Origin of the sequence: Pseudomonas sp. NBRC 111130 (assembly GCF_001320485.1) — a bacterium.
Classification (GTDB): Bacteria; Pseudomonadota; Gammaproteobacteria; order Pseudomonadales; family Pseudomonadaceae; genus Aquipseudomonas; species Aquipseudomonas vlassakiae.
In genome coordinates, this window is record NZ_BCBG01000098.1 from 1 (window position 1) to 22,772 (window position 22,772).

Consider the following 22,772-nt stretch of genomic DNA (forward strand, 5'->3'; position numbering starts at 1 on the left):
AATCTGTCTTCGTGATGGCCCCAGTAATGAGCCGATCAAATCTTGGCCCTGCGTTCTCGACTACACCACCGATGACGACAACCTGCTCGGGCGTATCGATGCATTTGTGGAAAGCGTGAACGCTCACCTGCCTGTACAACCGTTCTTCCGCAAGATCGGCGACCAAAGCCGGGTTGAAGCACACAAGAAAGACTGGTCAGTAGACTTGCGCACCACCTTGAAGCTCAAGCTGACGGTGCACGAAATCGATGAGCCCAGGGAGGCAATGCGTGCCGTCTCGATACCCTACGCGATCACCACCCGAAATAACGGTTTTCTCCCCGACATGAGCGACTTTTCGCTTGAGCGGCTCGGCAGTATCGATACTGGCTGGAGCACCAGCAGCACGATCAAGGCCGGCCGTGCATTGGTCGAAGGCGAAGTGCTGAGCGCCGTTCTCATCGACCGGCTGAATGGCGACATACGCAAGATCGATTACACGGCGCAAAAGGGCGAGCTCTCCATCAGCCAGTGGCCAAAAGCCTTTGCCGACCATCTAGCGGCGGCCGGTGAACCGATCACCGCCGGTGGCTGGAGCGCTGACAACAACTTTTCAACGGCGAGCGAACCCCTTCGCCTGTGGAGCCCTTCACGCTATCGCGCCTTCAGCACCGCGCCGTTTGCCGCCAACATCGTACAGGCCCTGGCCTGCGACGAGTCGTTCAGCCCGAGGCAGGGCGACACGCTGTGCCTGCAAGTACGCGACCTGACGACCCAAGCGCTATACGAACATCACTTCTTTACCCCTACTGCCGCTCAGGCTGGCGAGCAGTGGTCCAAAGCGTTGTGCGAGCAGATCAACCGTGACAGCCGCCTGCTGCGGGCGGGCGTGCTCGAAGGGAGCAGCGTGACCCCTGCACCCAGCGGCAATGCCTTCTGGGTGCCGCAGTGCGCCGAGCTGAGCGTAACCCTTACCGAGGCGCGTTGGTGGCAGAGCCAGGCGGTTGAGGCCGAGCAACCGCTGGAGGACGGACAAACCCTGCAGGCCTGGGTTTACGACGCCTTCACCCATCGTTTGCTCGCTCAACATCAATGGACACCTGGCGAATCCCAACGCGCCGCAGGCAAATGGCCGGCAGCCTGGGCCAGGGCGCTGAACGCTTCGCCGGTCTCGCCCTACCTACGCGTGGCCACGTACGATCCACAGGCTGCTCGGGCTGACGAAGCGGACCAGCTGCGGCTCTGGCAGCGCGGTGACGCGCTGCGCATCTTCACCACACTGCCAGATGCAGCCGACCTGCTGCCAGGTGCCACCCTGCTGTCAGCCTGGAAGGCCGACCCGGAACATGCGGTGCTGGTGACCGTGCGCCACCCGTTCAGCCGCCAGCTGCTGCACCGTGCGTTGTTCAAACCTCAGGATGCTGATCAGGTCAACGACCGGACGTCGTGGCTAGAGGCATTGGCCGACTTCCTCAAAGCCCAGGCTTGGCCGGAGGTACAGATCGGTGCCAGTACCGAGCCGCTTCGCGTGCTTCGGTTCAGCGAGCTGCAGGTAACGGTGGACAACGTCGGCGACGGTAAAACCTGGAGCGATGGCGATTACGTCAACTACCTGCTCGAGACCGACGACTGGCCCGGCCGCATGCCCGTTGAACAAGCGCAGTTCAAGGTGGCATCAAAGGTTGCCAGCGTGCAGATCGACGTAACTGACTTGAACGGCGAGCTGGTATTCCGCCTTGACAGGACCGCGCATGACAAAGGCTACCGGGTTGCTGCCTGTGTGCCGCAGCGTAGTGAACACCCCATCTGGCCGGTGGACGTCAGCGACACCCAGGTTACCTGGGTGGGGCCGATCAAAAACGGCGTGTACGACCTGCACCTGACCTATCCGGAAAGCGCCCGGGACAGTACCGCACTGACCGTGGGCCATATCGGTGCCTTCCACCCCACCCACTTCTGGCACGGGACACAAGCAGTCGAGTTCACCCCTCCTGCCCCCATGAGGGAGTACGAGGAAATCAGTTTCCTGTGCGAAGACTACGGCAACACCAACCACTCCGAGGTGTTCGACACCAGCAACCAGGACCGCACCGGTGTGGACGAGCGCAGCGGGTTGTTCCATGCCCACTACCCAATCGCCACCCTGCAAGGCCTGCACGGCCTGGGGCCGGTATGCGACCTGACCCTGCACTACTCGGCGCTGCGAGCCAACGAAGCTGGCCTGGGCGATGGCTGGGCCTGGCGTTTCTCCAGGATCATCACCAGCTCCACACAGGTAGCCGACCACCGTGTGCTCACGCTGGCCGATGGCACGCCGGTGGTGTTCAGCGACGAGCAGTGGAAGCAATTGAGTGCAGGTGAGGCCGTCAAGACCCAGGCTTGCCGGGTGACGTGCAACAAAGATTACTCTGAGTTCACCGTCGAATTCCCGAGTGGGCGGAAGGAAATCCTCAGCAAACCGGCCGCGCCAGGCAGCGACACAATCGAGCCCAACGATGAGTTTCGCAAGAAAGTGCTCCAAATCTTGAAAGCGATCAAGGCCAAAAGCGTGCCGCAATACCCAACCTGGCCTGATGCCTGGACCCAGTGGATATTGTTGGTCATAAGCCCCATCGGCTACCACGCGGCTGCAGCGATCGATTACAGCGAGGCAGTCAGCGCCTGGGAGAGCCACGGCAAGACCAAAGACCTGGACCGGCGTATCGCCATGTATGAGCGGCCATTCGTACAACTGCTGCCTTCGCGCATCGTCTCGCAATACGGCGAAGCACTGGATTTGCAATGGAAGCGCCAGAACGGTCAGTTCCTGCTGATGAGCATAAAAAGTGGCGACACCGAGCTGTTCACCGCAACGTATGACGACCCGCAGGTCAAGGCCGGTAGCCAGGTGAAGATGCAGTTGTGGCCGGGAAGCGACGAAGCGTTCAGCGTAGAGCTGAAGCTTGAGCAATTCCTGCTGCGCACACTCAAGCGTGTGCAGGGCAAGAAAGTTCTGCAACAGGTCGATTGCGGCTATGACGACGACCCGACCCTGGACAGGGTACTGTGCCGCCTGCAGGAGCAGGACGGTTCCGTCGAATGCGTCCAATACGTGAAAAAGGACGCCACATTGAAAAGCTCGCCCGCCCTGCCCCGGGTGGTGTTGCATGCCCTGCTGCCGGGCGGTGGGCAGCAGAACCACATCCATCGTTACACCTATACCGGCAGCTTCCAGAACCCCGATGACCAACTGTTCATCACTGCCGTTGAATCCGGCCCACATGCTGAGATCCAGCATGACTTGCACGGCTATGGCCTGGATACAGCGGGCAACCGTACACCCCTGCTGCAAGGGGTCGGTTCAGCACACACCCATTGGCTGGACTTCGTCCTGCGCCATGAGCAGACCACCACCACCATCCGTTATACCGGCCTGGGCGATGAACTCGCAGCCGTTATCGAGAACATGGTCGTCAGGTTCAGCGGTGATTCACAGCTGCAGATCGGCGCCGACGCTCCACCCGTAGAGCGCCAACAGGCTGTGTTGCAATTGCTGTGGGGCTATTCCGGCAAGAACCGCAAGCGGCTCCAGGCGGCAATCGCGCACATGCTCAGCCTGGCGCCGAAGGCACAGCGCGAAAACCTGGGCAAAACGGTCGAGGCGACCACCGTAGTGACCGATAGGCAGGGTAACCCGCTGCGCCTTTATACCAGTGGCTCGCATGGCGTTCACTACAGCTACTACGGTGACCAGACGCAAAACCAGATCACGCTTGCGGGTGTGGAAAAGCTGAGCAAAGTGCCGGCACTGGAGTGCCCATTCGTTCCAGCCTATGCCAGCGCACCGCTGATGGCGGAGTACCAATGTGACGAGTATGGCAACCCTCAGGGCCTGAAACTCTACGGATATGAAAAGGTAACCCGTGCTGGCCACGATTATCTGGAACTGGCCGAGGTGGTGCTGGTGCACGGCATCCGCGGCACGCTGGTGAACGACACCCTGGGCGAGGACACCTCATGGCAGTTGAGCGGCAGCGAGGTGCTGTGGCACCAGGTCAGCAGCGCAACGACAGCCCCCACCAGCAAGAAAACCGCCAGCAATGAAAGCAAGGTGCAGGAGTGGTCGATTACCAGCAAGCAGACCAGCCACCATGCAGACCAGTCCATGGAACTGATCCACGAGCAGAAGTTCGTCGACAACCCCAACGAAGGAGGTATCCGGGTGACGGTCAGCACCACGACTGCAGCGGGGACTGCGCAGGTCAGCAAGGAGTTGCGCTCGCGCTACAGCAGGCGCGCCCTGCAAAAGGTCGAGAATGGCGTCGAGACCCATTGGCAACGTGATGCCTTGGGGCGGGTCACTCAGGAAACACGCTACGTGCTGGCCTCCGGTAGCACCGGCAAGGCAGACAAGCAGGACGCTGATGAGCGCATCGACTCGGCCTACAAAGACAATGGTAAACAGGTTGAACGGACTCATAAGGACAAAAGCCAGAGTCTCTCCTGTCTGGATGGCTTGCAACGGGCCTGGCGTAGTGCGTGGCGTAGAGCGGCCGACGAAAACTATGTACCGGTGGATGAATGCTGCTATTCGGGCCTGGACGAGGCTGCCCTACTCGGGAGTTGGGCGTGGGATTACCTGCCGGGTGGGCAGGCGGTGCGCAAGGATAGGCCTTTACGCGGGCTGGCCGGGAGGCAGCCATGGCTGGAGCAAGAAGCCTTGGGGAGCCAAGATGATCAGGTTCCAGTCGACAAACAGGCAAATGTTTCCGATGTCTATTTGCAAACAGCAGATACGCTCAATGAGCGCGATGAACATACACTCACAACACACAGAAGCTATACAACATTTGTGGCATCAGTATGCAGGTTCCTTCAGCAGGTGGACTCCCAAAAACCACATCGCCGATCACCACTCAGACTCGAAAATGATTCTTATGACGTGAACACTATTGGCGTAGCTTATGTCAAAATCCGAGCAGCAGCTAGGGACGCGGGCTTAAGAATTACTGATGAATACCGACTAATGAAATACATCCAAAACCTCGCCAAACTCAAGGACTCGGAGGGTTTGACAGATGCAATAATGGTCCAAAATCACGAGTCTGAGACTGGACGCGTAGCGCTGCCCATTCCGCGGGACTTCAGCAAAGCCCCTCCCATCAAAAACATACGAGATGTATTCGCATGTTTTTCCCTTGGACCATATATTTCAGAAACAAACATCTCAACTAAGCTTGAAGAGATAGCTCTGGATCTACTATGGAAATCAACTTTTTCTCAAGTCTATTCAGTTGTATCTCTAGCCTCGGAAGACCAAGAGGTAAAAACAATCGAGCAACAGGGCTTGGGCCCTCTCTGCCTGTCGAAGCGAACAACCACCCGTACCGTCAGATCCAACGGCACTTTCGAACACTCGGTGCAATGGGCGGATCACGCCAGCACCCAGCACCTGCAACTCGACCAAAAATACGACGCCAACGGCCACATCACCCATCACGCCCGCACCGTGGGTAAGCAGACCCTTGCCTACTCACTCGAACGCGACCTTCTCGGCCGGGTAACCAAAGTCACCCGGCCGGATACCAGCACGATCGAGCGCACCTACCACGGCTTCAGCAACCAAGTCACCCGGCTGACCGTCGACGGCAATGTGATTGCCACCCAGACAGTCACCGATCCCGGCAAGCTGAAAACCCGAAAAGTAGGCAGCCGCGAATACGGGCTAAACGACCAGACCGTGACGCTGCCCGACAAAACCCAGCTGCAGACGCTGCGCGATGCCAAGGGCACACGCTTGGAGGCCGATGGCAGCGCACTGTTCAGCCAGACGAACAAGGACGGCGTGGCAAAACTAAAGGCCGAGCCCACCGAAACCGGCATCGGCTGGCAACACACCCTCATCAGCGCCCAGGTGCCCGGCCGCCGGCAGACCGTTGAAAGAACGCCACGCGGCACGCTGCTGGGCAACGAATGGCAAACGCTGCGCGGGCAGAGCATCGCTGCCCTGCGCGCAGACGGCCGCACCCAACGGGTGTTTCTCGACGGTGAAGGACGAATGCTGCGCAGCTGCCAGGAGCACGAGGATGTGCTGTACCGCTACGACGAGCTTGGCCGCTTACAGGTGCGCCAGGTGCACGCACTGACCGGTGCCGGGCAGTGGCAGGTGCACAGTGAGCGGGACGGTTTCAACCGCGAAACCGAGCGCACCTTCCTGCGCAACGGCGCCCCTTGCTTCAGCCAGCGCATGGCCTGGCGTGGCGATGGCCGTCTGGAAAGCAAGGCAAGTTACCAGGACGGCAAGCTGCTGCGCACCGAACGTTTCACCTACGATCAGCTCGACCGCCTCGAAAGCTATACCTGCAATGCCAGGCAGGCGGCGCTCTGCCCTCACGATGGCAAAGGCACGCCGATCAAGGCCCAGACGTTCACCTGGGACAGCCTGGACAACCTGACCAGTTGCACCAGCACCCCGTTCAAGGGCGATGCGGTAACAGAAACCTTCAATTACGGTACAGCCACGGATCCGACCCGCCTGAGCGCAGTGAAAACCGGCCAGCAGACCCGCAGACTGAGCTGGAACAAAAACGGCCAATTGCAAGCCGATGGCCAACGCGCCCTTGCCTATACGGCCGCCGGCCAACTGAGCAGCGTCAAGGATGAAAGAGGCGCACTGCTCGCCCGCTATGAATACGACGGCCTGCAACGCCTGGCGGCGCAATACTGCGAACTGGACCAGACCACGCGCGAACTGCGTTATGACGGTGATGAGCTGATTGGCGAGGTGTGCTACGACAAAACTGGCAACGCTACCCGCAGCACCTGCATTTCGCCCGGCCTGGCGCAATATGACGACGACCAGGTGCGCTGGCTGATCGACGACCCGCAGGTGGGCATCGTCGGGCAGGTCTGCGATGGGCAGCTACAATTGGCGCCGCTGCTGCCGTTCGGCGAGGGCACTGCGCTCAAAGGGCTGGTCAGTGGCTACAACGGCATGCGCCGCGACCCGGTGACCGGCCAATACCATGCAGGCAACGGTTACCGCAGCTACGACCCGACCCTGCGCCGCTATGCCCAGCCCGACTGGCTGAGCCCGTTCGGTGAAGGGGGAATCAACGACTACGCCCACTGCCCCGACCCGGTAAACCTGCACGACCCCAGTGGCGCGATCATGCTCAGCCGTTGGGGCCAGGACCAGGAGGTGGCATATTACGAGCGGAAGCTGCGCGAGACCAAGCCCTTTGCGGTAGATGGCCGCTGGCGCGGCCTGGCCTTGTCGGCGGTGCTGACGGTAGTGGGCATCGCCGCCTCGATCATGACCGGTGGTGCGGCTTCGGTCTTGTTCATCGCCATGACAACCTGCGCGGTACTCTCGTTCGGCTTTGAGGTGGCTTCGGTACTAACGGCCAAGTCCAACCCCGAGCTGTCCAGGAAGCTTGGCTATGCCTCGCTGGCGTTCGCGGTGGCTTCGCTGTTTGAAACTGCGCTGGGGTTGATCAAGAAGATACCGGGCTGGATCAAACATGTAATGCACTCGGTGCGCCAGGCCGGCAAAACGCTGCGTCGGTTCATGGCCGGCACAAGGCTCGCGCGCAATGCCGTGAGCCCGGCTGCATACGCGATGCAGGAACTCGGCGCACTTGGCGGTATCGGCCGAGCGGCGGAACCTGCCAGGCGCGGCGTGCTGGCCACGCTCAAAGCAGGCGGTGGCTGGATGCTGGACTATCTGGGCGGGGCACAACCCATCCGCCTTGCCAATCCGCGCTATGCACGCATGGGGGCTTACGGCAGAGCCTTACGCGCGGCCCACCGGCTGAACAACTTTGCGACCCGTTCACGCCTGGCGAGCAGCGCAGCGTGGATAACAGGCTACGCGGTCGATGGCTTTATCGCGTACAACTCCGGCGCTACCTTCAAGACCATTGCAACCGGTGACACTTCCACCCCGATCTCGCCATGGGGGCGTTACTCCATTCCGCTGGAGGAACGCCATAGCTGGGACTACGGAGTAGATGGACATCTGTTGACTTGAGGTCAGGGCGTTTGCCGGTTGCTGAAATGGGCGATCGGCACCTGGCAAAAATGCCAGTTTCCATTTCTGTGTGATGGATCAAGACTGGCGCTTCACAAACGCGTTGCATCCTTGAGGAGCGAGAAGCATGAGTACACAAAGGGTTGCGAAGGTGAAGATGTACAACACCACGCTGAAAGCAGGTTTCCTGGATCTCGAGATCGAAGAAGACGATGTCATCCTGGAGCGAGAGGCGGTGGGTTCTTTGAATTTGAAGAACGGCGACGAGGTGACGTTCGATGTTGAGAAACGGGGCGACAAGTATTATGCCAAGGACGTAAAGCTCAAGTGAAAGGCAGGGGCGGATAGCAAGCTTCACAACACCGGCTGTAGCCAATATCCGCCCCCAGCCCATCAATGCTGCGCGCAACAGCGGGTGGGACTGGTTTTCACCTTGGAAGAAGGTGGTCTTGCCGACGGTGCATTAGGTGTCGCCTGTGATCTTTGGTCAATCTCCCTGAAATCTCTATTGCCTGGTCGGGCCCTTTCGCGGGCAAGCCCGCTCCCACATGGATGCGCGCCCCCCTGTGGGAGCGGGCGTGCCCGCGAAGAGGCCAGACCAGCTAGCACATCACTTGAACCTCAGTGCAAAGTCCGAGGCCCAGTAGGCATCTGCACCTGGATCAAAGCGGATTCGAGCAAAGCCCGCAGCGACTCCAGTTCATGCATCGAGGCCATGATCAGGATCGACGCAGGTGACTTGGGCTGCTGCAGAATGAATATCATGGGGTGGGCAGCTGTGCCAGGTTTACACCGCAATCCGCTCAAACCAGCTAGGCCGCGCTGCCGGCAGATGCGGCACTGCATCGAGCAAAGCCCGGGTGTAAGCATGACGCGGCTGCCCAAGCACCTGCGCCACCGCCCCTTGCTCCACCACCCTCCCCCCTTGCATCACCAGCACCTGGTCACTGACCTGCTCCACCACCCCAAGGTCATGGGAGATGAACAGACAAGCCAGGCCCAACTCCGCCTTGAGCTCCGCCAGCAACGCCAGAATCCGCGCCTGCACCGACACATCCAGCGCCGACACCGGCTCATCCAGCACCAGCACCTTGGGTTTCATCGCCAGCGCCCGGGCAATCGCGATGCGTTGCCGCTGCCCACCCGACAACTCCAGCGGACGACGCTCGAGCAGCCCCACCGGCAACTGCACCCGCTCCAGCAACGCGGCCGCCTCGGTACGCCGCAACCCACGCGGCACGCCCGCCTGGGCCAGCGCTTCGGCCAGCACCCGCATCACGGTGTAGCGTGGGTCGAACGAGGCCAGCGGGTCCTGGAACACTACCTGGATGCCCTGTCGTGCCTGGCGTTGCTGTGCGGCGGACAACGCCAGCCAGTCCTGCCCGGCCAAGTGCACGCTACCCTGCTCCGGCCGCTCCAGCCCCAGCAGGATCCGCCCCAGTGTGCTCTTGCCAGAGCCGGATTCACCGACCACGCCGAGCGTCTGACCGGCACGCACTTGCAGCGACACATCGTTCAGCACCTGACGCATCTGGCCATCCGGCCCGACGAAAGCCTTGTGCAGGCCACGCGCCTCCAGCACTACCGGTTGCTCGTCCACGGGGGCCTCCACCAGCGAAAGCGCCGGGACCGACGGACGCTGAAAATGCACTGCTCGCGCTGCGCTCAGCAGGCGTTGGGTGTAAGGGTCCTGCGGGTCCTGCAGGATCTGTTCGACCGTGCCCTGCTCGACCACCACGCCATGGCGCATCACCGCTACCCAGTCGGCCAGGCGTGCAACCACGGCCAGGTCATGGCTGACCATCAGCAGGCTGTTGTCGCGGGCGCGCAGGTGTTCCAGCAGGTCGAGGATCTGCGCCTGCACTGTTGCATCCAGCGCGGTGGTGGGCTCGTCGGCGATCAGCAGGCGCGGCTGGCAGGCGATGGCCGAGGCGATCAGTGCCCGTTGTCGCAGGCCACCGGACAGCTGCCATGGATATTGCCGAGCGCGGACTTCGGGCTCGGGCACGCCGACCTGGCGCAGTAGTTCGAGCACACGCAAGCGACGCTGTTCAGCGGTCAGGCCAGTGTGCAACAGCAGCGGCTCTTCGATCTCGGCGCCGACCCTGCGCAGCGGGTCGAGCGAACCCAGCGCATCCTGCATGACGAAGCCGATGCGCCCACCGCGCAAACGCTGCCAGTCCGTTTCGCCAAGCCGGCGCAGGTCCTGCCCGGCAAACGCCAGGCGCTTTGCCTGCACCTGGGCACCGGCCCCGGTCAGGCCGACCAGGGTACGGGCCGTCACACTTTTGCCCGAGCCGGATTCGCCTACCAGTGCCAGGCACTGTCCGGCGTGCAGTTGCAGGTCGACGCCGTGCACCACCGGCACGCCGTTGAAGCTCACGCGCAGGTCGCGGATGTCCACCAAGGGTGCCGGGTGCTGTTCGAAGATGCTCATGGGTTTCTGCCCTCGCTACGGCGCAACCAGTCGCGGCCGATGACGGTGATGGAAATGACAGTCAGGGTGATCGCCAGCGCCGGCCAGGCCATCAGCCAGGGTGCGTTGGCCATGAAGTTGCGCGCCACGGCCATCATCGCGCCCCACTCGGGCGCAGGCGGTGGGGCGCCGAAGCCCAGGAAGCTCAGCGCGGCGGCGGCGGTGATGGCGCCGCCCAGGCCGATGCAGGCCAGGATCAGTACCGGTTGCACGGCGTTGGGCAGCACATGGGCCAGCACCACCGCCGAGCGACTGCGGCCCAGCGTGACGGCGGCTTCGACGAAGCCGGCGTGGCGGATGGTCAGGGTCTGGGCACGGACCAAACGGGCGTAGCGCGGCACCGAAGCGATGCCGACGGCGAGGATCAGGTTGCTGGTGCCCTGGCCGAACAGGGTGATGATGACCAGCGCCAGCAGCAGGTCGGGGAACGCCAGCAGGACATCGACGGCGCGCATCAGCAGGTTGTCCAGCCAGGCGGGAGCCAGGCCTGCGAGCAGGCCGAGCGAAGTGCCAAGGCCTAGACCGACCAGGGTGGCGGCCAGGCCGATGTAGAGCGATGGGCGGGCGCCGTGGATCAGGCGGCTGAGCACGTCGCGGCCGTTTTCGTCGGTGCCGAGCCAGAAGGTGCTGTTGGGTGGGAGGTAGGCCAGGCGGGCGTCGGCGGCCAGGGGGTCGGTTGGGGAGAGCCAGCTGGGGAAGGCTACAGCCAGCAGGAGCAGGGCCAGGATGACCCAGGCCAGGGTAATGCCTGGGCGAACCTGCCAGTTGTGGGGCACGGTGGTGGGTGTCAATGCGATCGTGTTCATGTCTGTCCTTCTTGTGTCGCCTGTGCCGGCCTCTTCGCGGCTAAAGCCGCTCCCACAGGGATCTCCACTGGTTCCAGCAGGGTGGTGATCCTGTGGGAGCGGCTTTAGCCGCGAACAAGGGCGCAGCCCTTGCCATGTGGGCTACGGTGCCGGGTTGGGAGTGCGGCGGTGCACGGCCTGGATTGCGGCCAGCAATTCGTCGCTCAGGTGCACATCCAGCGCACTCAGGTTTTCCTCCAACTGCAACAGGGTGGTCTGCCCGGTAATCGCACTGGCCACGAATGGCTGGCGAATCACGAAGGCCAGGGCCAGTTGCGCTGGCGTCAGCCCATGCGCCTGCGCAATCTGCACATAGCTAGCGATGGCGCTGTTGGCTTCCTCGCTGCCATAGCGATTGAACGTGCGATACAGCGACGACAACCGCGAACCCTCAGGCCTGGCGCCGTTCAGGTACTTGCCGGTCAACGCCCCGAACGCCAGCGGCGAATAGGCCAGCAGGCTGATCCCTTCGCGATGGCTGAACTCCGACAGGCCGTTTTCATACAAGCGGTTGAGCAGGCTGTACGGGTTCTGGATGCTGGCGATACGCGCCAGGCCCTTGTGCTCGCTGTGCCGCAGAAACTGCGCAACACCCCACGGCGTTTCGTTGGACACGCCGATATGGCGCACCTTGCCAGCCTTGACCTGCTCGTCGAGTACCGCCAGGGTTTCTTCGATGGCAGCGGTTTCCGGGTGGTCATCGGCATAGGGGTATTCGCGGATGCCGAAGAAGTTGCTGGTGCGGTCGGGCCAGTGCAGCTGGTAAAGGTCCAGGTAGTCGGTGTTCAGCCGGCGCAGGCTGCCTTCCAGAGCGGCGACGATGTTCTTGCGGTCGTGGTGCGACAGGCCATCGCGGATGTGCGCCTGGCCACCGGGGTCGCGGGCGGGGCCGGCGATCTTGCTGGCGAGGATGAGCCTGTCGCGGTTACTGCGGGCTTTGATCCAGTTACCGAGGTAGCGCTCGGTGGTGGTCCAGGTTTCGGCGCGGGTGGGCGTGGGGTACATCTCGGCGGTGTCGATGAAGTTGATGCCGGCGGCGATGGCGGCGTCCAGTTGCTGGTGGGCGTCCTGTTCGGTGTTCTGGTGGCCCCAGGTCATGGTGCCGAGGCTGAGCAGGCTGACCTGGAGGTCGGTGTGGCCGAGGGAGCGGTAGCGCATTGGTTTTTCCTGATGAATGTGTGTTGGGTTCAAGATCCTGGGGCTGCTTTGCAGCCCTTTCGCGACGCAAGGCCGCTCCTACAAGGGATCGCGGTTTCCTGTAGGAGCGGCCTTGCGTCGCGAAAGGGGCGCAGAGCGCCCCCTAGGCTGCGAACTGGTTATGCGCCTTGGGTAAGCCGAGGTGCTCGCGCAAGGTGGTGCCGGTGTACTCGGTCCGGAACAAGCCGCGCTTCTGCAGCAGCGGCACCACTTCCTCGACGAACACCCGCGCGCCCGACGGGAACATGTCAGGCATGATGTTGAAGCCATCCCCTGCCCCGGCCAGGAACCACTCGGCCAAGGTATCGGCGACCTGCTCCGGGGTACCTACAGCCAACCGATGCCCCACCAGGATCCGCCGCGACAGCTGGCGAATGGTCAGGTTCTCGCTGCGCGCCAGGTTCAGCTGGGCTTGCAGAAACCCGTGGGAACCACGCTCGAAATCCGCCACCGCGCCAATCCGATCCCAAGGCAACGGCGCATCTGGGTCCAGCTCGCTGGCATCGATGCCGATGCGCCCCGCCACCTGCTGCAGCAGGCCGTGTTCGCCGTGCCAGGCGTTGAGCTGGTCGAAGCGGGCATGGGCCTCGGCCTCGGTACTGCCGATCACCGTCGACAGGCCGGGCATGATCTTCAGGTGCTGCGGGTCACGCCCCCAGGCCTTGGCGCGGGCTTTCATCTCCTGGTAGAACGCCTGGCCGTCGGCCAGGGTAGTCTGGGTGGTGAAGATCGCGTCGGCATAACGTGAACCCAGCGCCTTGCCGCCTTCGGAGGAACCGGCCTGCACCAGCACCGGCCGGCCCTGGGGCGAGCGCGGCAGGTTCAGCGGGCCCTTGACCTGAAAGTGCTTGCCCTGGAAGTCCAGGGTGTGGACCTTGCGCGGGTCGGCGAAGCGGCCGCCGGCGCGGTCGCCGATGATCGCGTCGTCTTCCCAGCTGTCCCACAGCTTCAGGGTCACCTCGACGAACTCTTCGGCTCGCCCGTAGCGGTCGACATGCAGCGGCGCGCCAGCCAGGCCGAAGTTCTGCGCTGCGGCATCACCGGCATTGGTGACTACGTTCCAGGCCGCGCGGCCGCCGCTGATATGGTCCAGCGAGGCGATGCGCCGGGCCAGGTTGAACGGTTCGTTGTAGGTGCTGGAGCAGGTGGCGATCACGCCGATGCGCTCGGTGGCGGCGGCCACGGCGGTGAGCAGCACAGTCGGCTCCAGGCGGCCGCCGGGTTGCGCGGACACGTCCGGCGGCAGAGCCGGGCCGTCGGCGAGGAAGATCGCGTCCAGGCAGCCGTGCTCGGAAATGCGTGCGATGTCGCGGTAGTAGTTGACGTCGATATAGGCGTCGAGTGCCGCCTCGCCCTGGCGCCAGGCGCCGGAATGCGAGCCGAAGCCGAGGATGTTCATGCCCAGGCTCATCTGTTTGCTGCTCATGCGGTTCTCCTGATCAGACTGCGCTGGCTTCGTCGCCGCTGCCCTGCCCTTCACTGGCGGCGGCGTGGCGGGCGCGCCAGGCCTGGGCCGGGCTGATGCCGTTGAGGTAGTAGTCGCCCAGCGCCTGCTCGCGGTAGATCGCCGGGTTGTGCGAAGCCAGGGTCCGAGCGTTGCGCCAGTGGCGGTCGAGGCGCCGGGTATTGCTGGTGGCCGAGGCGCCGCCGACCTCGAACAGCAAGGTGCTGGCCTGCAGCACTTGCGGCAGGACAATCTGCTGGGCCTGGAACGCGTGGATCTCAGCGTCGGTGTAGAGCTGCTCGGGCACCTCGCCTCGCTGCCCCGCTTCGAACACCGCCTGCAGGCTCTGGCCCACCGCAGCCACCTGGGCCTCGGCGGCGAAAGCGAGGCTCGACAACCGGCCGATCACCGCCTGCACCAGCGGGTCGGCGGCCGGTTGCGAGTGCCCAGGCACACCAAAGGCGCGGGTGCGGCCCTTGACGAAGGCCACTGCATCGGCCAGCACCGCTCGGCTGATGCCGGCCAGCGTGGCCAGGTGCACCGCCTGGTAGAACGCGGTGAGATACGACTCAGCGCGCAACTCCCCTTTGGCGAAGCGACGCAACAGATGCTCAGGCTGTACCTTCACGTGCGTGAACCGCGTGGTACCACTGCCGGTCAGGCGCTGGCCGAAACCATCCCAGTCATCGACCCGCTCCACCCCCGGCGCACGGGTCGGTACCGCCAGGCTGACGAAGTCGTCACGGTGGTTGGCCACCGCCGCGACCCAGTCGGCGTACAGAGTGCCGGTGCAGTAGTACTTCTCACCGTCCAGGTAGTAACCGCCCTCGTCCTCGCTGAGCTGCACGGTATTGCCGGTGCTGTCGGTGCGCTCGGCCATGGCCGCGCCCCACAGCTCACCGGCCACCACACGGGCGAACCAGTAGTCCTGGGAAGCGGCGTCGTTGGACGACAGTCGCCCTTCGACAAAGCCGAAGTGGGCGCGGAAGATCTGCGGCAGGTTGGAATCGGCCTGGCCCAGGCGCACCAACTGGCGCAGCAACTGCGGCAAGCTCGCGCCAAGGCCGCCGTGGCTGCGGGGCACGCGCAGGGCGCCAAGGCCGGCTTCGCGCAGCCAGGCCACCGGTTCATGGGCCAGGGTGCGTTGCTGCTCGCGGGCCACTGCGCCTTCGGCAATGCGCGCGTAGATCGGCGCAAAACGCTCATCCAGATCGGCATCGGTAATCGAGGATTGACTCATGGCAGTTCCTTTTTCGTGAATTCAGGGGCGTGCGGTGCGCGGGTCGATGGCCTGGGTCGCCAGGTCCACCAGCAGGTTGACCAGCACGTAGAGCGCCGCTGCCAGCAGGGTCACGCCGAGCACCAGCGGCACGTCCTTGGTGGCGGTGGCGTCGAGCATCAGCCGGCCAATGCCCTGGCGGCCGAACAACAGTTCCAGCACCACCGCCCCACCGAGCAGGCTGGCGAACACGTAGCCGGCCAGGGTCACCAGCGGCACCAGGGCGTGGCGCAAGGCATGGCGCAGGCGCACGGCGGTATCACCCATGCCGCGGGCGCGGGCCTGGGTGATGAAGGGTTGTTCCAGTACCTGCTCCAGCGATTGGCGCAGCACCTGGGCCAGCACCGCCGCAATCGGCAATGCCAGGGCCAGGCTCGGCAGCACCAGCGAGCGCCAGCCGCTTGAACCGGACGGCGGCAGCACATGGAAGTAGAAAGCGAACGCCAGCAGCAGCACCGTACCGATCACGAAGTTGGGGGCTGACGAGAGCACCAGTTCGATGCCCGACACCAGCGCCCGCAGACGGCGCCCACGGTTGGCGGTAAGCAATGCCGAAGCCAGTGCCAGCAGCACTGCCAGCACTGCCGCGCTGCTGGCCAGGGCCAGGGTCGCACCGGCCTGCTCGGCAATCGCCTGGCCGACCGGAATGCGCAGTCGGTACGACTCGCCCAGCTCACCCTTGCCCAGGCGCAACAGGTAATGCCCGTATTGCACCCACAGCGGCTGATCGAGGCCGTATTCGGCACGCACCTGGGCCAGCAGCGCTTCGCTCGGCATGGCATCCGGGCCGCCGAGAATCGCCAGTGCGGTGTCACCACCGCTGTGCTGCATGCCGAAGAAGGTCAGGCTGGCCGCCGCCCACAACACGATCAGGCCGTCACGCAGGCGGCGCAGCAAAGTGGCCAGCAATGTCATGGTTGCTCCTTTGCCAGCCACACGCTGGTGAACAGGGGAACGTTGTGCGAACCGTCGAACAGCACGCCGCCGACTGCGTTGCGATAGGCCAGCAGCATCTGGCTTTCCACCGAGGGCACGGCCGGCACGGTCTCGCCCAGGCGCTGCTGGGCCTGGCGATACAGCGCGCGGCGCTGCGCCGGCTGGGTGCTGCGCCGGGCGTCACCGAGCAACTGGTCGAGGCTGGCGTCGCGGAAGTGGCCGACGTTCTGGCCGATCATTCGGGCGCTGGGGATCGACTGGCTGTGGTAGAGGATGTACAGGCCGTCGGCTGTATTGGTGTGCCAGTAGCCGCCGCCGAGGGCATCGAAGTTGCCGCGGTAGCGCAGTTCCATGACCTTGCTGATCGGCAGCAGCTCGATGCGCAGGTCGAAGCCCACTTTGCGCAGGTCGGCCTGGGCCGCCACCGAAACATTGGCCGGGAACGCCGGGTTGTCGTAGGTCAGCAGCGTCGCCCCGAGGCGCTGGCCGTCGCGGCTGCGGTAGCCCTCGGCATCACGCCCGGTCCAGCCGGCGGCATCCAGCAGCCGGCCCGCTTCGGCGGGGTCGAAGGCCAGGGCATCGCGTGCCACCGGGTCATAGCCGGGGGTGTTCAGCGCCAGAAAGTCACCCTTGGCCTGGTACTCGCCGAAGCCGGAGATCCACGCCAGGCCGTCGCGGTCGATGGCCTTGGCCACGGCCTGGCGCACCCGCACGTCATCGAACGGTACGCGCTCGACATTGAAGGTAATGCTGCGCGCCGGGTTGCCCTTGCGGATGCGGTTGCGCAGGGTCAGCTGCGGGTTGGCGCGGATCGCTGCAGCATTCTGCGCCGGGGCGTCCAGGGCCATGTCGCTGTCGCCAGCTTCCAGCGAGGTGTAGCGGATCATCGCTTCGGGCACGTAGCTCAATTCAATGCCGTCCAGGTAGGCCTCGCCCTGGTGATGGATCGCAGGTGGCGCCCAGTGGTAGCCCGTGCGGCGGGCGAAGCTGGCGCGCTGGTCACGCACCCAGCCGGTCAATACGAACGGCCCGGTGCCGATCGGCCGACTGGCGATGGTCGCGGGCGCCTCGATGATCTGCCGTGGCGAAATCATCCCCAGCCAGGCTTGCGACAGCACATCGAGAAACGGCGCATAAGGTTCGCGCAAGGTGGCTTCGAAGGTGAACGCATCGACCACCCGGCCGTTCAAGTACGGCGCGATGTAGGCAGCCGCCAGCGGCGACTTGGTCTTCGGGTCGCGCATGTGTTCGAGGTTGACCCGCACCGCTTCCGCGTCGAAGCGCTCGCCGTCGCTGAAGGTGACGTCGTCGCGCAGGTGGAAGGTGTAGGTCAGGCCGTCGGCGCTGATCGTCCAGCTCTTCGCCAGCCACGGCGTGAGGGTGCCATCCTCGGCCTGGTAGACCAGGCAGTCGAACAGGGTGCGGCCCATCCACTGCATGTTGCCGTGGGACAGCGCATGGATGTCGAAGCTGCCGGCATCGGTCGCTGCCGATACGCGCAAGGTCCCGCCGCGCTGGCCGCGTTGCTGCTCGACGAAGTCGCTGGCCGGGTAGCGCATCACGCCGTTCACCTCGCTGACCGCTTCGCCCTTGAGGGTCGACTGGGTCTGCGGGGGCGTGGCGGGTGAACAGGCGGCAACTAACAGCGCACTGGCCAACAGGCATGAATTGAATAGTCGGGTATTTGGCTGCACAGCAGGCTCTTTATATAGACGGCTACATAAAGTCCTATTGCAGATGTCGTGCCAGCCTTATTTCCACGTATTTACTGGATGCCAGCAACCCTTCAGACACTCCAGCCAAACAAACTGCCCATCTACTGTTGAAATACAGACAGCCAGGCAGCGCATAACCCTGTGGGAGCGGGTTTACCCGCGAATGCGGCGGTGGCCCTGCCATTGCATTCGCGGGTGAACCCGCTCCCACAGGGCTCACTGCTCAGTTTGGGTATTTGTATATAACCCGCACTGTTTCAAACACAACACGGCCACAACAAAACTTGCTGTTTCGTTCATCGCCACCCACTCAGTTACTTGGCAAAACCGCAACTTTGGGCCTTTTGCCAGCTGGCACAGAATCTGCTCTTACCGCTTTCGACAGGCCTGACTATTCCCATAGAACGCCGAGGACCTACGATGACTTTCAAGGAATACGACGATGCGTGCGATTCACCCCCACCCACTGCGCCTGGCCATCCGCCACGCCGCTCTGGCCACCCTGCTGGCCCCGGCCACGGTACTGGCCGCTGACCCGACCCTCGGCACGGTGACCGTGCAGGCCGCCAAGCAGACTGAAGTGCAACAGGCCGCCAGCGCGCTCGCCGAGGTGCCCGGTGGCACCAGCGTGGTCGACAGCGAAGAAGTCGCCAAAGGCCGTACCGCCACCTTGCAGGACACCCTGGCCTACCAGCCCGGCGTATTCGTGCAGTCCACCGGCGGCAACGACGCGGCGAAGATCTCGATCCGTGGCTCCGGCGCCAACACCTCGCCCGGCTACTTCCGCGAAGGCATCAAGTTCCTTTTCGATGGCCTGCCACTGACTGGCCCTGGCGGTACCCCTTACGAATTCCTCAATGCCAGCGGCGTCAACTACACCGAGATCCTGCGCGGCGCCAACGCCTTCCAGTATGGCGCGCTGACCCTCGGCGGCGCGGTCAACTTCGTCAACCACAGCGGCTATAGCGCCCCCGGCCTGCGCGTGCGTGCCGAAGCCGGCAGCTACCACTACCAGAAGCAGAGCATCAGCTACGGCGGTGTCGAAGGCGGCCTGGATTACTACCTGCAGGCCGACAACTACCGCAACGACGGCTACCGCGACTACAGCCTGTCGAAAAGCTCGGGCATCGTCGCCAACGCCGGCTACCGCTTCAACCCGAAACTGGAAACCCGCCTGCTGCTGCGCTACCGCGACGAAACCCACAACGACCCCAGCGCCACCACCCTCGACAATGCCCTGCACCACCCGCGCCGGGCCAGCGCCACCGCCGAAAGCAGCGGCGCCGGTGCGCGCCGCCCGGGCAGCATCTGGGTCGGCAGCAAGACCACCTACACCTTCGACGACGATGCGCGGCTGACCTTCGGCCTGTCGTACCACGACTACCGCCACACCAACAGTCCGCGCAGCCCGAGCAACCCCAGCTACTGGGACTGGCACGACCTCGGCCTGCTGCTGGGCTATGACCGCGTCGACTACCTGTTCGGCCACGAGAGCCGCAGCAATATCGCCTTTACTTCGACCCAGCATTTGCGCGGTGGGGTGGATTCGGCCAACGGCAACAAGGTGTCGCTCAAGCAGGTCAACTACAAGGACTCGTTCGACCGGGTGATCGCCCTGGGCAACGACATCAACCTGGTCGACAACCTGTGGCTTACCAGCGGCGTATCGTTCATCAACGTGCGGCGCAAGGTCAACATCGACTACGCGGTGAACCCCAACACCACCACCTTCCCGCAGCATGTCGACTACGACAACTGGAGCGTCGCCCCGCGCATCGGCCTGCGCTACGAGATCAACCCCGAACTGCAGGTGTTCACCAACTTCAGCCGCAGCATCGACCCGCCCGCCTCATGGGAATACTCCGGCTCCGGCCCGACCCTGCCGTACATTCGCCCGCTGGTGGAGCAGAAGGCCAATACCTTCGAAGTCGGCATCAAGGGCTCGCACGGCATCTTCGACGGCAGCCTGGCGCTGTACCGTTCGTGGATCCACGACGAATTGCTGAACGTGCAGATTATCCCTGCCACGTCTACGGCGGCGGCGGTCACTGGCGCGTTCAACGCCTCGCCGACCATCCACCAGGGTGTCGAGGCCGGGCTCAACACGCGCTTGTGGGACAACCCCGAGGGCGACCTGGTGCGCTGGCGCCAGTCGTACACCTACAACGATTTCTACTACCGGCATGACGACACCTTTGGCGACAACCAGCTGCCGGGCGTGCCCAAGCATATCTACCAGGGCGAATTGCAATACCAGGACCACAGCGGCTGGTACACCGGTGTGAATGTGCAATCGGCATCGCGCACGGCGGTGGACTATGCCAACAGCCTGTATGCGCCGTCGTACACGATCTGGGGGGCGAACCTGGGGTATGAGGCGCCGAAGGGCAACTGGAAGGTGTCGCTGGACCTGAAGAACCTGGCGAACAAGGCGTACGTGACGGCAGTCACGCCGGTGTACAACGCGCGCGGGCTGGATACCGCATCGTTCTGGCCGGGGGATGGGATCGGGGCTTATGTAGGGGTTGAAGTTCGGTACTGATTTTTCCTGTTGCGGCCCATTCGCGGGCACGCCCGCTCCCACAGGTACAGCGCATGTATCAAAGGCTGTGGTGATCCTGTGGGAGCGGGCGTGCCCGCGAAGAGGCCGGCTCAGAATTACGCCGTACGGGGCATCAGCTCGTAGGGATGCTTCCACCCCGGCACCGCCTGAATCCGCTGCTTCCACGCCTCGATGTGGCTGAACTCGGTCAGCACGATCCCGGTATCCTCCGGCATGAACACATACCCCGCCAGCGACAGGTCGGCAATGGTCAGTCGCCCGCCGACCATGAACGGCGCCTTCGCCAGGTGCGCATCGACAATCCGGTACGCCGCCGTGGCCCGCTCACGCAGGAAGGCGGTCACTTCCGTCTCACCCGTCTTCTTCAGGCACAGCAGGAAACGCAGCGCCGCGTAGTAGCTGGTGAACTTGTGGTTGTCGAACAGCATCCAGCGCCAGATCTCGCGCTTCTCGTTATCGTCACGCGGGCCGAACTGGCCGGTGCGCTCGGCGAGGTATTCGAGTATCAACGCCGACTGGGTCAGCCGTTGCCCGGCGTGCTCCAGTACGGGCACTTCGCCCTGCTCGTTGACCTGGTCGCGCCATTGCGGGTCGCGGGTCTGGCCGTTGAAGAAATCGACGAACACCGGTTGCCAGTCCTGGCCGGTGAGTTCGAGCATCAGCGCAGCCTTGTAGGCATTGCCGGATTCGGCGAAGCAATGAAGCGTGTAGTCGGACATGGGCGGACCTTCAGTTTCCTTTGAATGATCGGTTTGGGCGTTCACGAAAAACTGCGAAGACGCTCGCACAGATTACACAAAACTATGCTTACATTTCCCGATCAACCCGCCAGGAAGGCCTGCAATGCCCTACCCCGATCTGCCCCGTACCCTGTCCACGCCCCGCACCCTGGTGGTCCGCCCCGCGCCGGCATTCGCCCAGCAACTGCGCCAGGCACTGCTCGACAGCTATGCACTGCACCAGCCATTCCTGGCCTGGGCCAAGCCCGACTGGACCTTGAAGGAAGTGCAGGAAACACTGCAACTGAGCGCCGAGGAGTTCCTCGACCCGGCCAAGGAAAAACGCTACTTCATCCTCGCTCCAGACAGCGGTGAAGTGATCGGCTGCATCGGCCTGCGCCCTGGCGATGACCAGTACGAAGTGGGCTATTGGGCGAGCCAGGCCAGCAGCGGCCAGGGCCTGATGCGTGAGGCGCTGACCTGCCTGCTGGACGCCGTCGATGCCCAGGTGTGGCTGACCACTGATATCGATAACCATGCCAGCCAGCGCCTGGCCGAAAGCGCCGGGTTCGTGCGGGCCGGCAGCCAGCTGACTGAATTTGACCCAAGCACGCCGAGGCCTGTGTACCGACGCGTGCCTGCGGGGAACCGATGAGCCGGCACCTCCATCGGCTGGAATAATTCGCCTCTATTTCTTGCGCTGCATCCACGCGGCCCCGAGGCCACTCAGGCAGATGATGGCAATGCCCAGCAAGCTCGCACTGTCGGGCACCTGCCCATAAATCAGCAGCCCCAGCAACCCGGCAAACACGATCTGGCAGTAGCTGAACGGCGCCAGCAGCGCTGGTGCGGCATGGCGGAAGGCCTGGGTCAGCAGCAGGTGCGCACTCATGCCGAAACCGCCCAGCGCCAGCATCAGCAATGCATGGTCCCAGCGCGGCACTTCCCAGAAGAACGGCACCAGCGCACTCATCACCAGGGTATTGCACAGCCCGGCGTAGAAGTTGCTGGTGGTCGGGCTGTCGTAGGCCGCCAGGATACGCGTGAGCAGCTGATAGAAGCAGAAGCCCAGCGCCGAACCGAACGGATAGAGGATCGCCGGGGTGAACATCGCGCCACCGGGGTGCACCACCACCAGCACACCGATGAAGCCCAGCACCACCGCCACCCACTGCCCAGGCGTCACCCGCTCCTTGAGCAAGGGCGCCGACAGCGCGGTGACCAGCACCGGGGCAAGGAAGTTGACCGAGGTCGCCTCGGCCAGCGGCAGGTATTGCAGGCCGGTGGTGAACAGCAGGCTGGTACTCAGCAGGCTCAGCGCCCGCAAGGTCTGCAGCACCGGGCGGCGGGTGCGCAGCACATTCAGGCCCGACTTGGGCAGGAAGATCCCGGCCATCAGCAGCGTGTGCACCACGTAGCGGGCCCACACCACCATGACGATCGGATACAGCCCACCGAGGAACTTGGACAAGGCATCGTGACTGGCGAACAGGAACGTCGCCACCACCACCAGGGCGATGCCGCGCAGGGGTTGGTTGACTCCGGACAGCGGTGTGCTGGAACTCATGGCGTTCTCGACGGCGGCGTGGCTGCATGCTGCGCCAGGGG

General features: G+C 63.7%; 13 protein-coding genes. 4 read left to right on the forward strand and 9 right to left on the reverse strand.

Annotation, left to right across the window (positions count from 1 at the left end):
• Positions 1-115: 115 nt before the first annotated feature.
• Entirely contained in the window at positions 116-7,990 is a 7,875-nt protein-coding gene (locus APH33_RS22635; RefSeq protein WP_218187137.1) for an RHS repeat-associated core domain-containing protein, read from the forward strand.
• Between the two features lie 127 nt (positions 7,991-8,117).
• Complete coding sequence (locus tag APH33_RS22640; RefSeq protein ID WP_054887274.1) at positions 8,118-8,321, forward strand: cold shock domain-containing protein; 204 nt, start codon at positions 8,118-8,120, stop codon at positions 8,319-8,321.
• Positions 8,322-8,777: 456 nt separating this feature from the next.
• On the opposite strand, the gene APH33_RS22650 is transcribed toward APH33_RS22640, so the two are convergent.
• From APH33_RS22650 to APH33_RS22680, 7 genes are all read right to left on the reverse strand, one after another.
• Positions 8,778-10,427, reverse strand: a complete 1,650-nt coding sequence (locus tag APH33_RS22650) for an ABC transporter ATP-binding protein (RefSeq protein WP_054887276.1) — start codon at positions 10,425-10,427, stop codon at positions 8,778-8,780.
• Complete coding sequence (locus APH33_RS22655) at positions 10,424-11,272, reverse strand: ABC transporter permease (RefSeq protein WP_054887277.1); 849 nt, start codon at positions 11,270-11,272, stop codon at positions 10,424-10,426. The genes APH33_RS22650 and APH33_RS22655 overlap by 4 nt, the downstream gene beginning before the upstream one ends.
• Before the next feature lie 141 nt (positions 11,273-11,413).
• On the reverse strand, positions 11,414-12,469 hold the full coding sequence (locus APH33_RS22660; RefSeq protein ID WP_054887278.1) for an NADP(H)-dependent aldo-keto reductase: 1,056 nt from the start codon (positions 12,467-12,469) through the stop codon (positions 11,414-11,416).
• Between the two features lie 142 nt (positions 12,470-12,611).
• Positions 12,612-13,934 carry an LLM class flavin-dependent oxidoreductase gene (locus APH33_RS22665; protein ID WP_054887279.1) on the reverse strand — a complete coding sequence of 441 codons (1,323 nt, stop codon included), beginning with the start codon at positions 13,932-13,934 and terminating at the stop codon, positions 12,612-12,614.
• A gap of 13 nt (positions 13,935-13,947) precedes the next feature.
• Positions 13,948-15,192: an acyl-CoA dehydrogenase family protein gene (locus APH33_RS22670; RefSeq protein WP_054887280.1), complete on the reverse strand. Its 1,245-nt coding sequence runs from the start codon at positions 15,190-15,192 to the stop codon at positions 13,948-13,950.
• A gap of 21 nt (positions 15,193-15,213) precedes the next feature.
• Entirely contained in the window at positions 15,214-16,146 is a 933-nt protein-coding gene (locus APH33_RS22675) for an ABC transporter permease (RefSeq protein WP_054887281.1), read from the reverse strand.
• Positions 16,143-17,726 carry an ABC transporter substrate-binding protein gene (locus tag APH33_RS22680; protein WP_249342071.1) on the reverse strand — a complete coding sequence of 528 codons (1,584 nt, stop codon included), beginning with the start codon at positions 17,724-17,726 and terminating at the stop codon, positions 16,143-16,145. Before APH33_RS22680 ends, APH33_RS22675 begins: the two co-directional genes overlap by 4 nt.
• A gap of 598 nt (positions 17,727-18,324) precedes the next feature.
• On the opposite strand from APH33_RS22680, the gene APH33_RS22685 reads away from it, so the two are divergent.
• Complete coding sequence (locus tag APH33_RS22685) at positions 18,325-20,424, forward strand: TonB-dependent receptor domain-containing protein (RefSeq protein ID WP_054887283.1); 2,100 nt, start codon at positions 18,325-18,327, stop codon at positions 20,422-20,424.
• A gap of 116 nt (positions 20,425-20,540) precedes the next feature.
• Here the strand turns inward: APH33_RS22685 and APH33_RS22690 are convergent, their stop codons facing one another.
• Positions 20,541-21,164: a glutathione S-transferase family protein gene (locus APH33_RS22690; RefSeq protein WP_054887284.1), complete on the reverse strand. Its 624-nt coding sequence runs from the start codon at positions 21,162-21,164 to the stop codon at positions 20,541-20,543.
• A 124-nt stretch (positions 21,165-21,288) separates the two neighbouring features.
• Between APH33_RS22690 and APH33_RS22695 the strand changes: the two genes are divergently transcribed.
• Positions 21,289-21,819, forward strand: a complete 531-nt coding sequence (locus APH33_RS22695) for a GNAT family N-acetyltransferase (protein WP_054887285.1) — start codon at positions 21,289-21,291, stop codon at positions 21,817-21,819.
• A gap of 33 nt (positions 21,820-21,852) precedes the next feature.
• Here APH33_RS22695 and APH33_RS22700 read toward each other — a convergent pair whose 3' ends face one another.
• Entirely contained in the window at positions 21,853-22,731 is an 879-nt protein-coding gene (locus tag APH33_RS22700) for a DMT family transporter (protein WP_054887286.1), read from the reverse strand.
• Positions 22,732-22,772 lie beyond the last annotated feature (41 nt).

Bases quoted from the DNA above. Each gene is read 5' to 3' on its own strand.
- APH33_RS22640 (WP_054887274.1), top strand. From the start codon at position 8,118: ATGAGTACACAAAGGGTTGCGAAGGTGAAGATGTACAACACCACGCTG.
- APH33_RS22650 (WP_054887276.1), bottom strand. From the start codon at position 10,427: ATGAGCATCTTCGAACAGCACCCGGCACCCTTGGTGGACATCCGCGAC.
- APH33_RS22655 (WP_054887277.1), bottom strand. From the start codon at position 11,272: ATGAACACGATCGCATTGACACCCACCACCGTGCCCCACAACTGGCAG.
- APH33_RS22660 (WP_054887278.1), bottom strand. From the start codon at position 12,469: ATGCGCTACCGCTCCCTCGGCCACACCGACCTCCAGGTCAGCCTGCTC.
- APH33_RS22665 (WP_054887279.1), bottom strand. From the start codon at position 13,934: ATGAGCAGCAAACAGATGAGCCTGGGCATGAACATCCTCGGCTTCGGC.
- APH33_RS22670 (WP_054887280.1), bottom strand. From the start codon at position 15,192: ATGAGTCAATCCTCGATTACCGATGCCGATCTGGATGAGCGTTTTGCG.
- APH33_RS22675 (WP_054887281.1), bottom strand. From the start codon at position 16,146: ATGACATTGCTGGCCACTTTGCTGCGCCGCCTGCGTGACGGCCTGATC.
- APH33_RS22680 (WP_249342071.1), bottom strand. From the start codon at position 17,726: ATGCGCTACCCGGCCAGCGACTTCGTCGAGCAGCAACGCGGCCAGCGC.
- APH33_RS22685 (WP_054887283.1), top strand. From the start codon at position 18,325: ATGCGTGCGATTCACCCCCACCCACTGCGCCTGGCCATCCGCCACGCC.
- APH33_RS22690 (WP_054887284.1), bottom strand. From the start codon at position 21,164: ATGTCCGACTACACGCTTCATTGCTTCGCCGAATCCGGCAATGCCTAC.
- APH33_RS22695 (WP_054887285.1), top strand. From the start codon at position 21,289: ATGCCCTACCCCGATCTGCCCCGTACCCTGTCCACGCCCCGCACCCTG.
- APH33_RS22700 (WP_054887286.1), bottom strand. From the start codon at position 22,731: ATGAGTTCCAGCACACCGCTGTCCGGAGTCAACCAACCCCTGCGCGGC.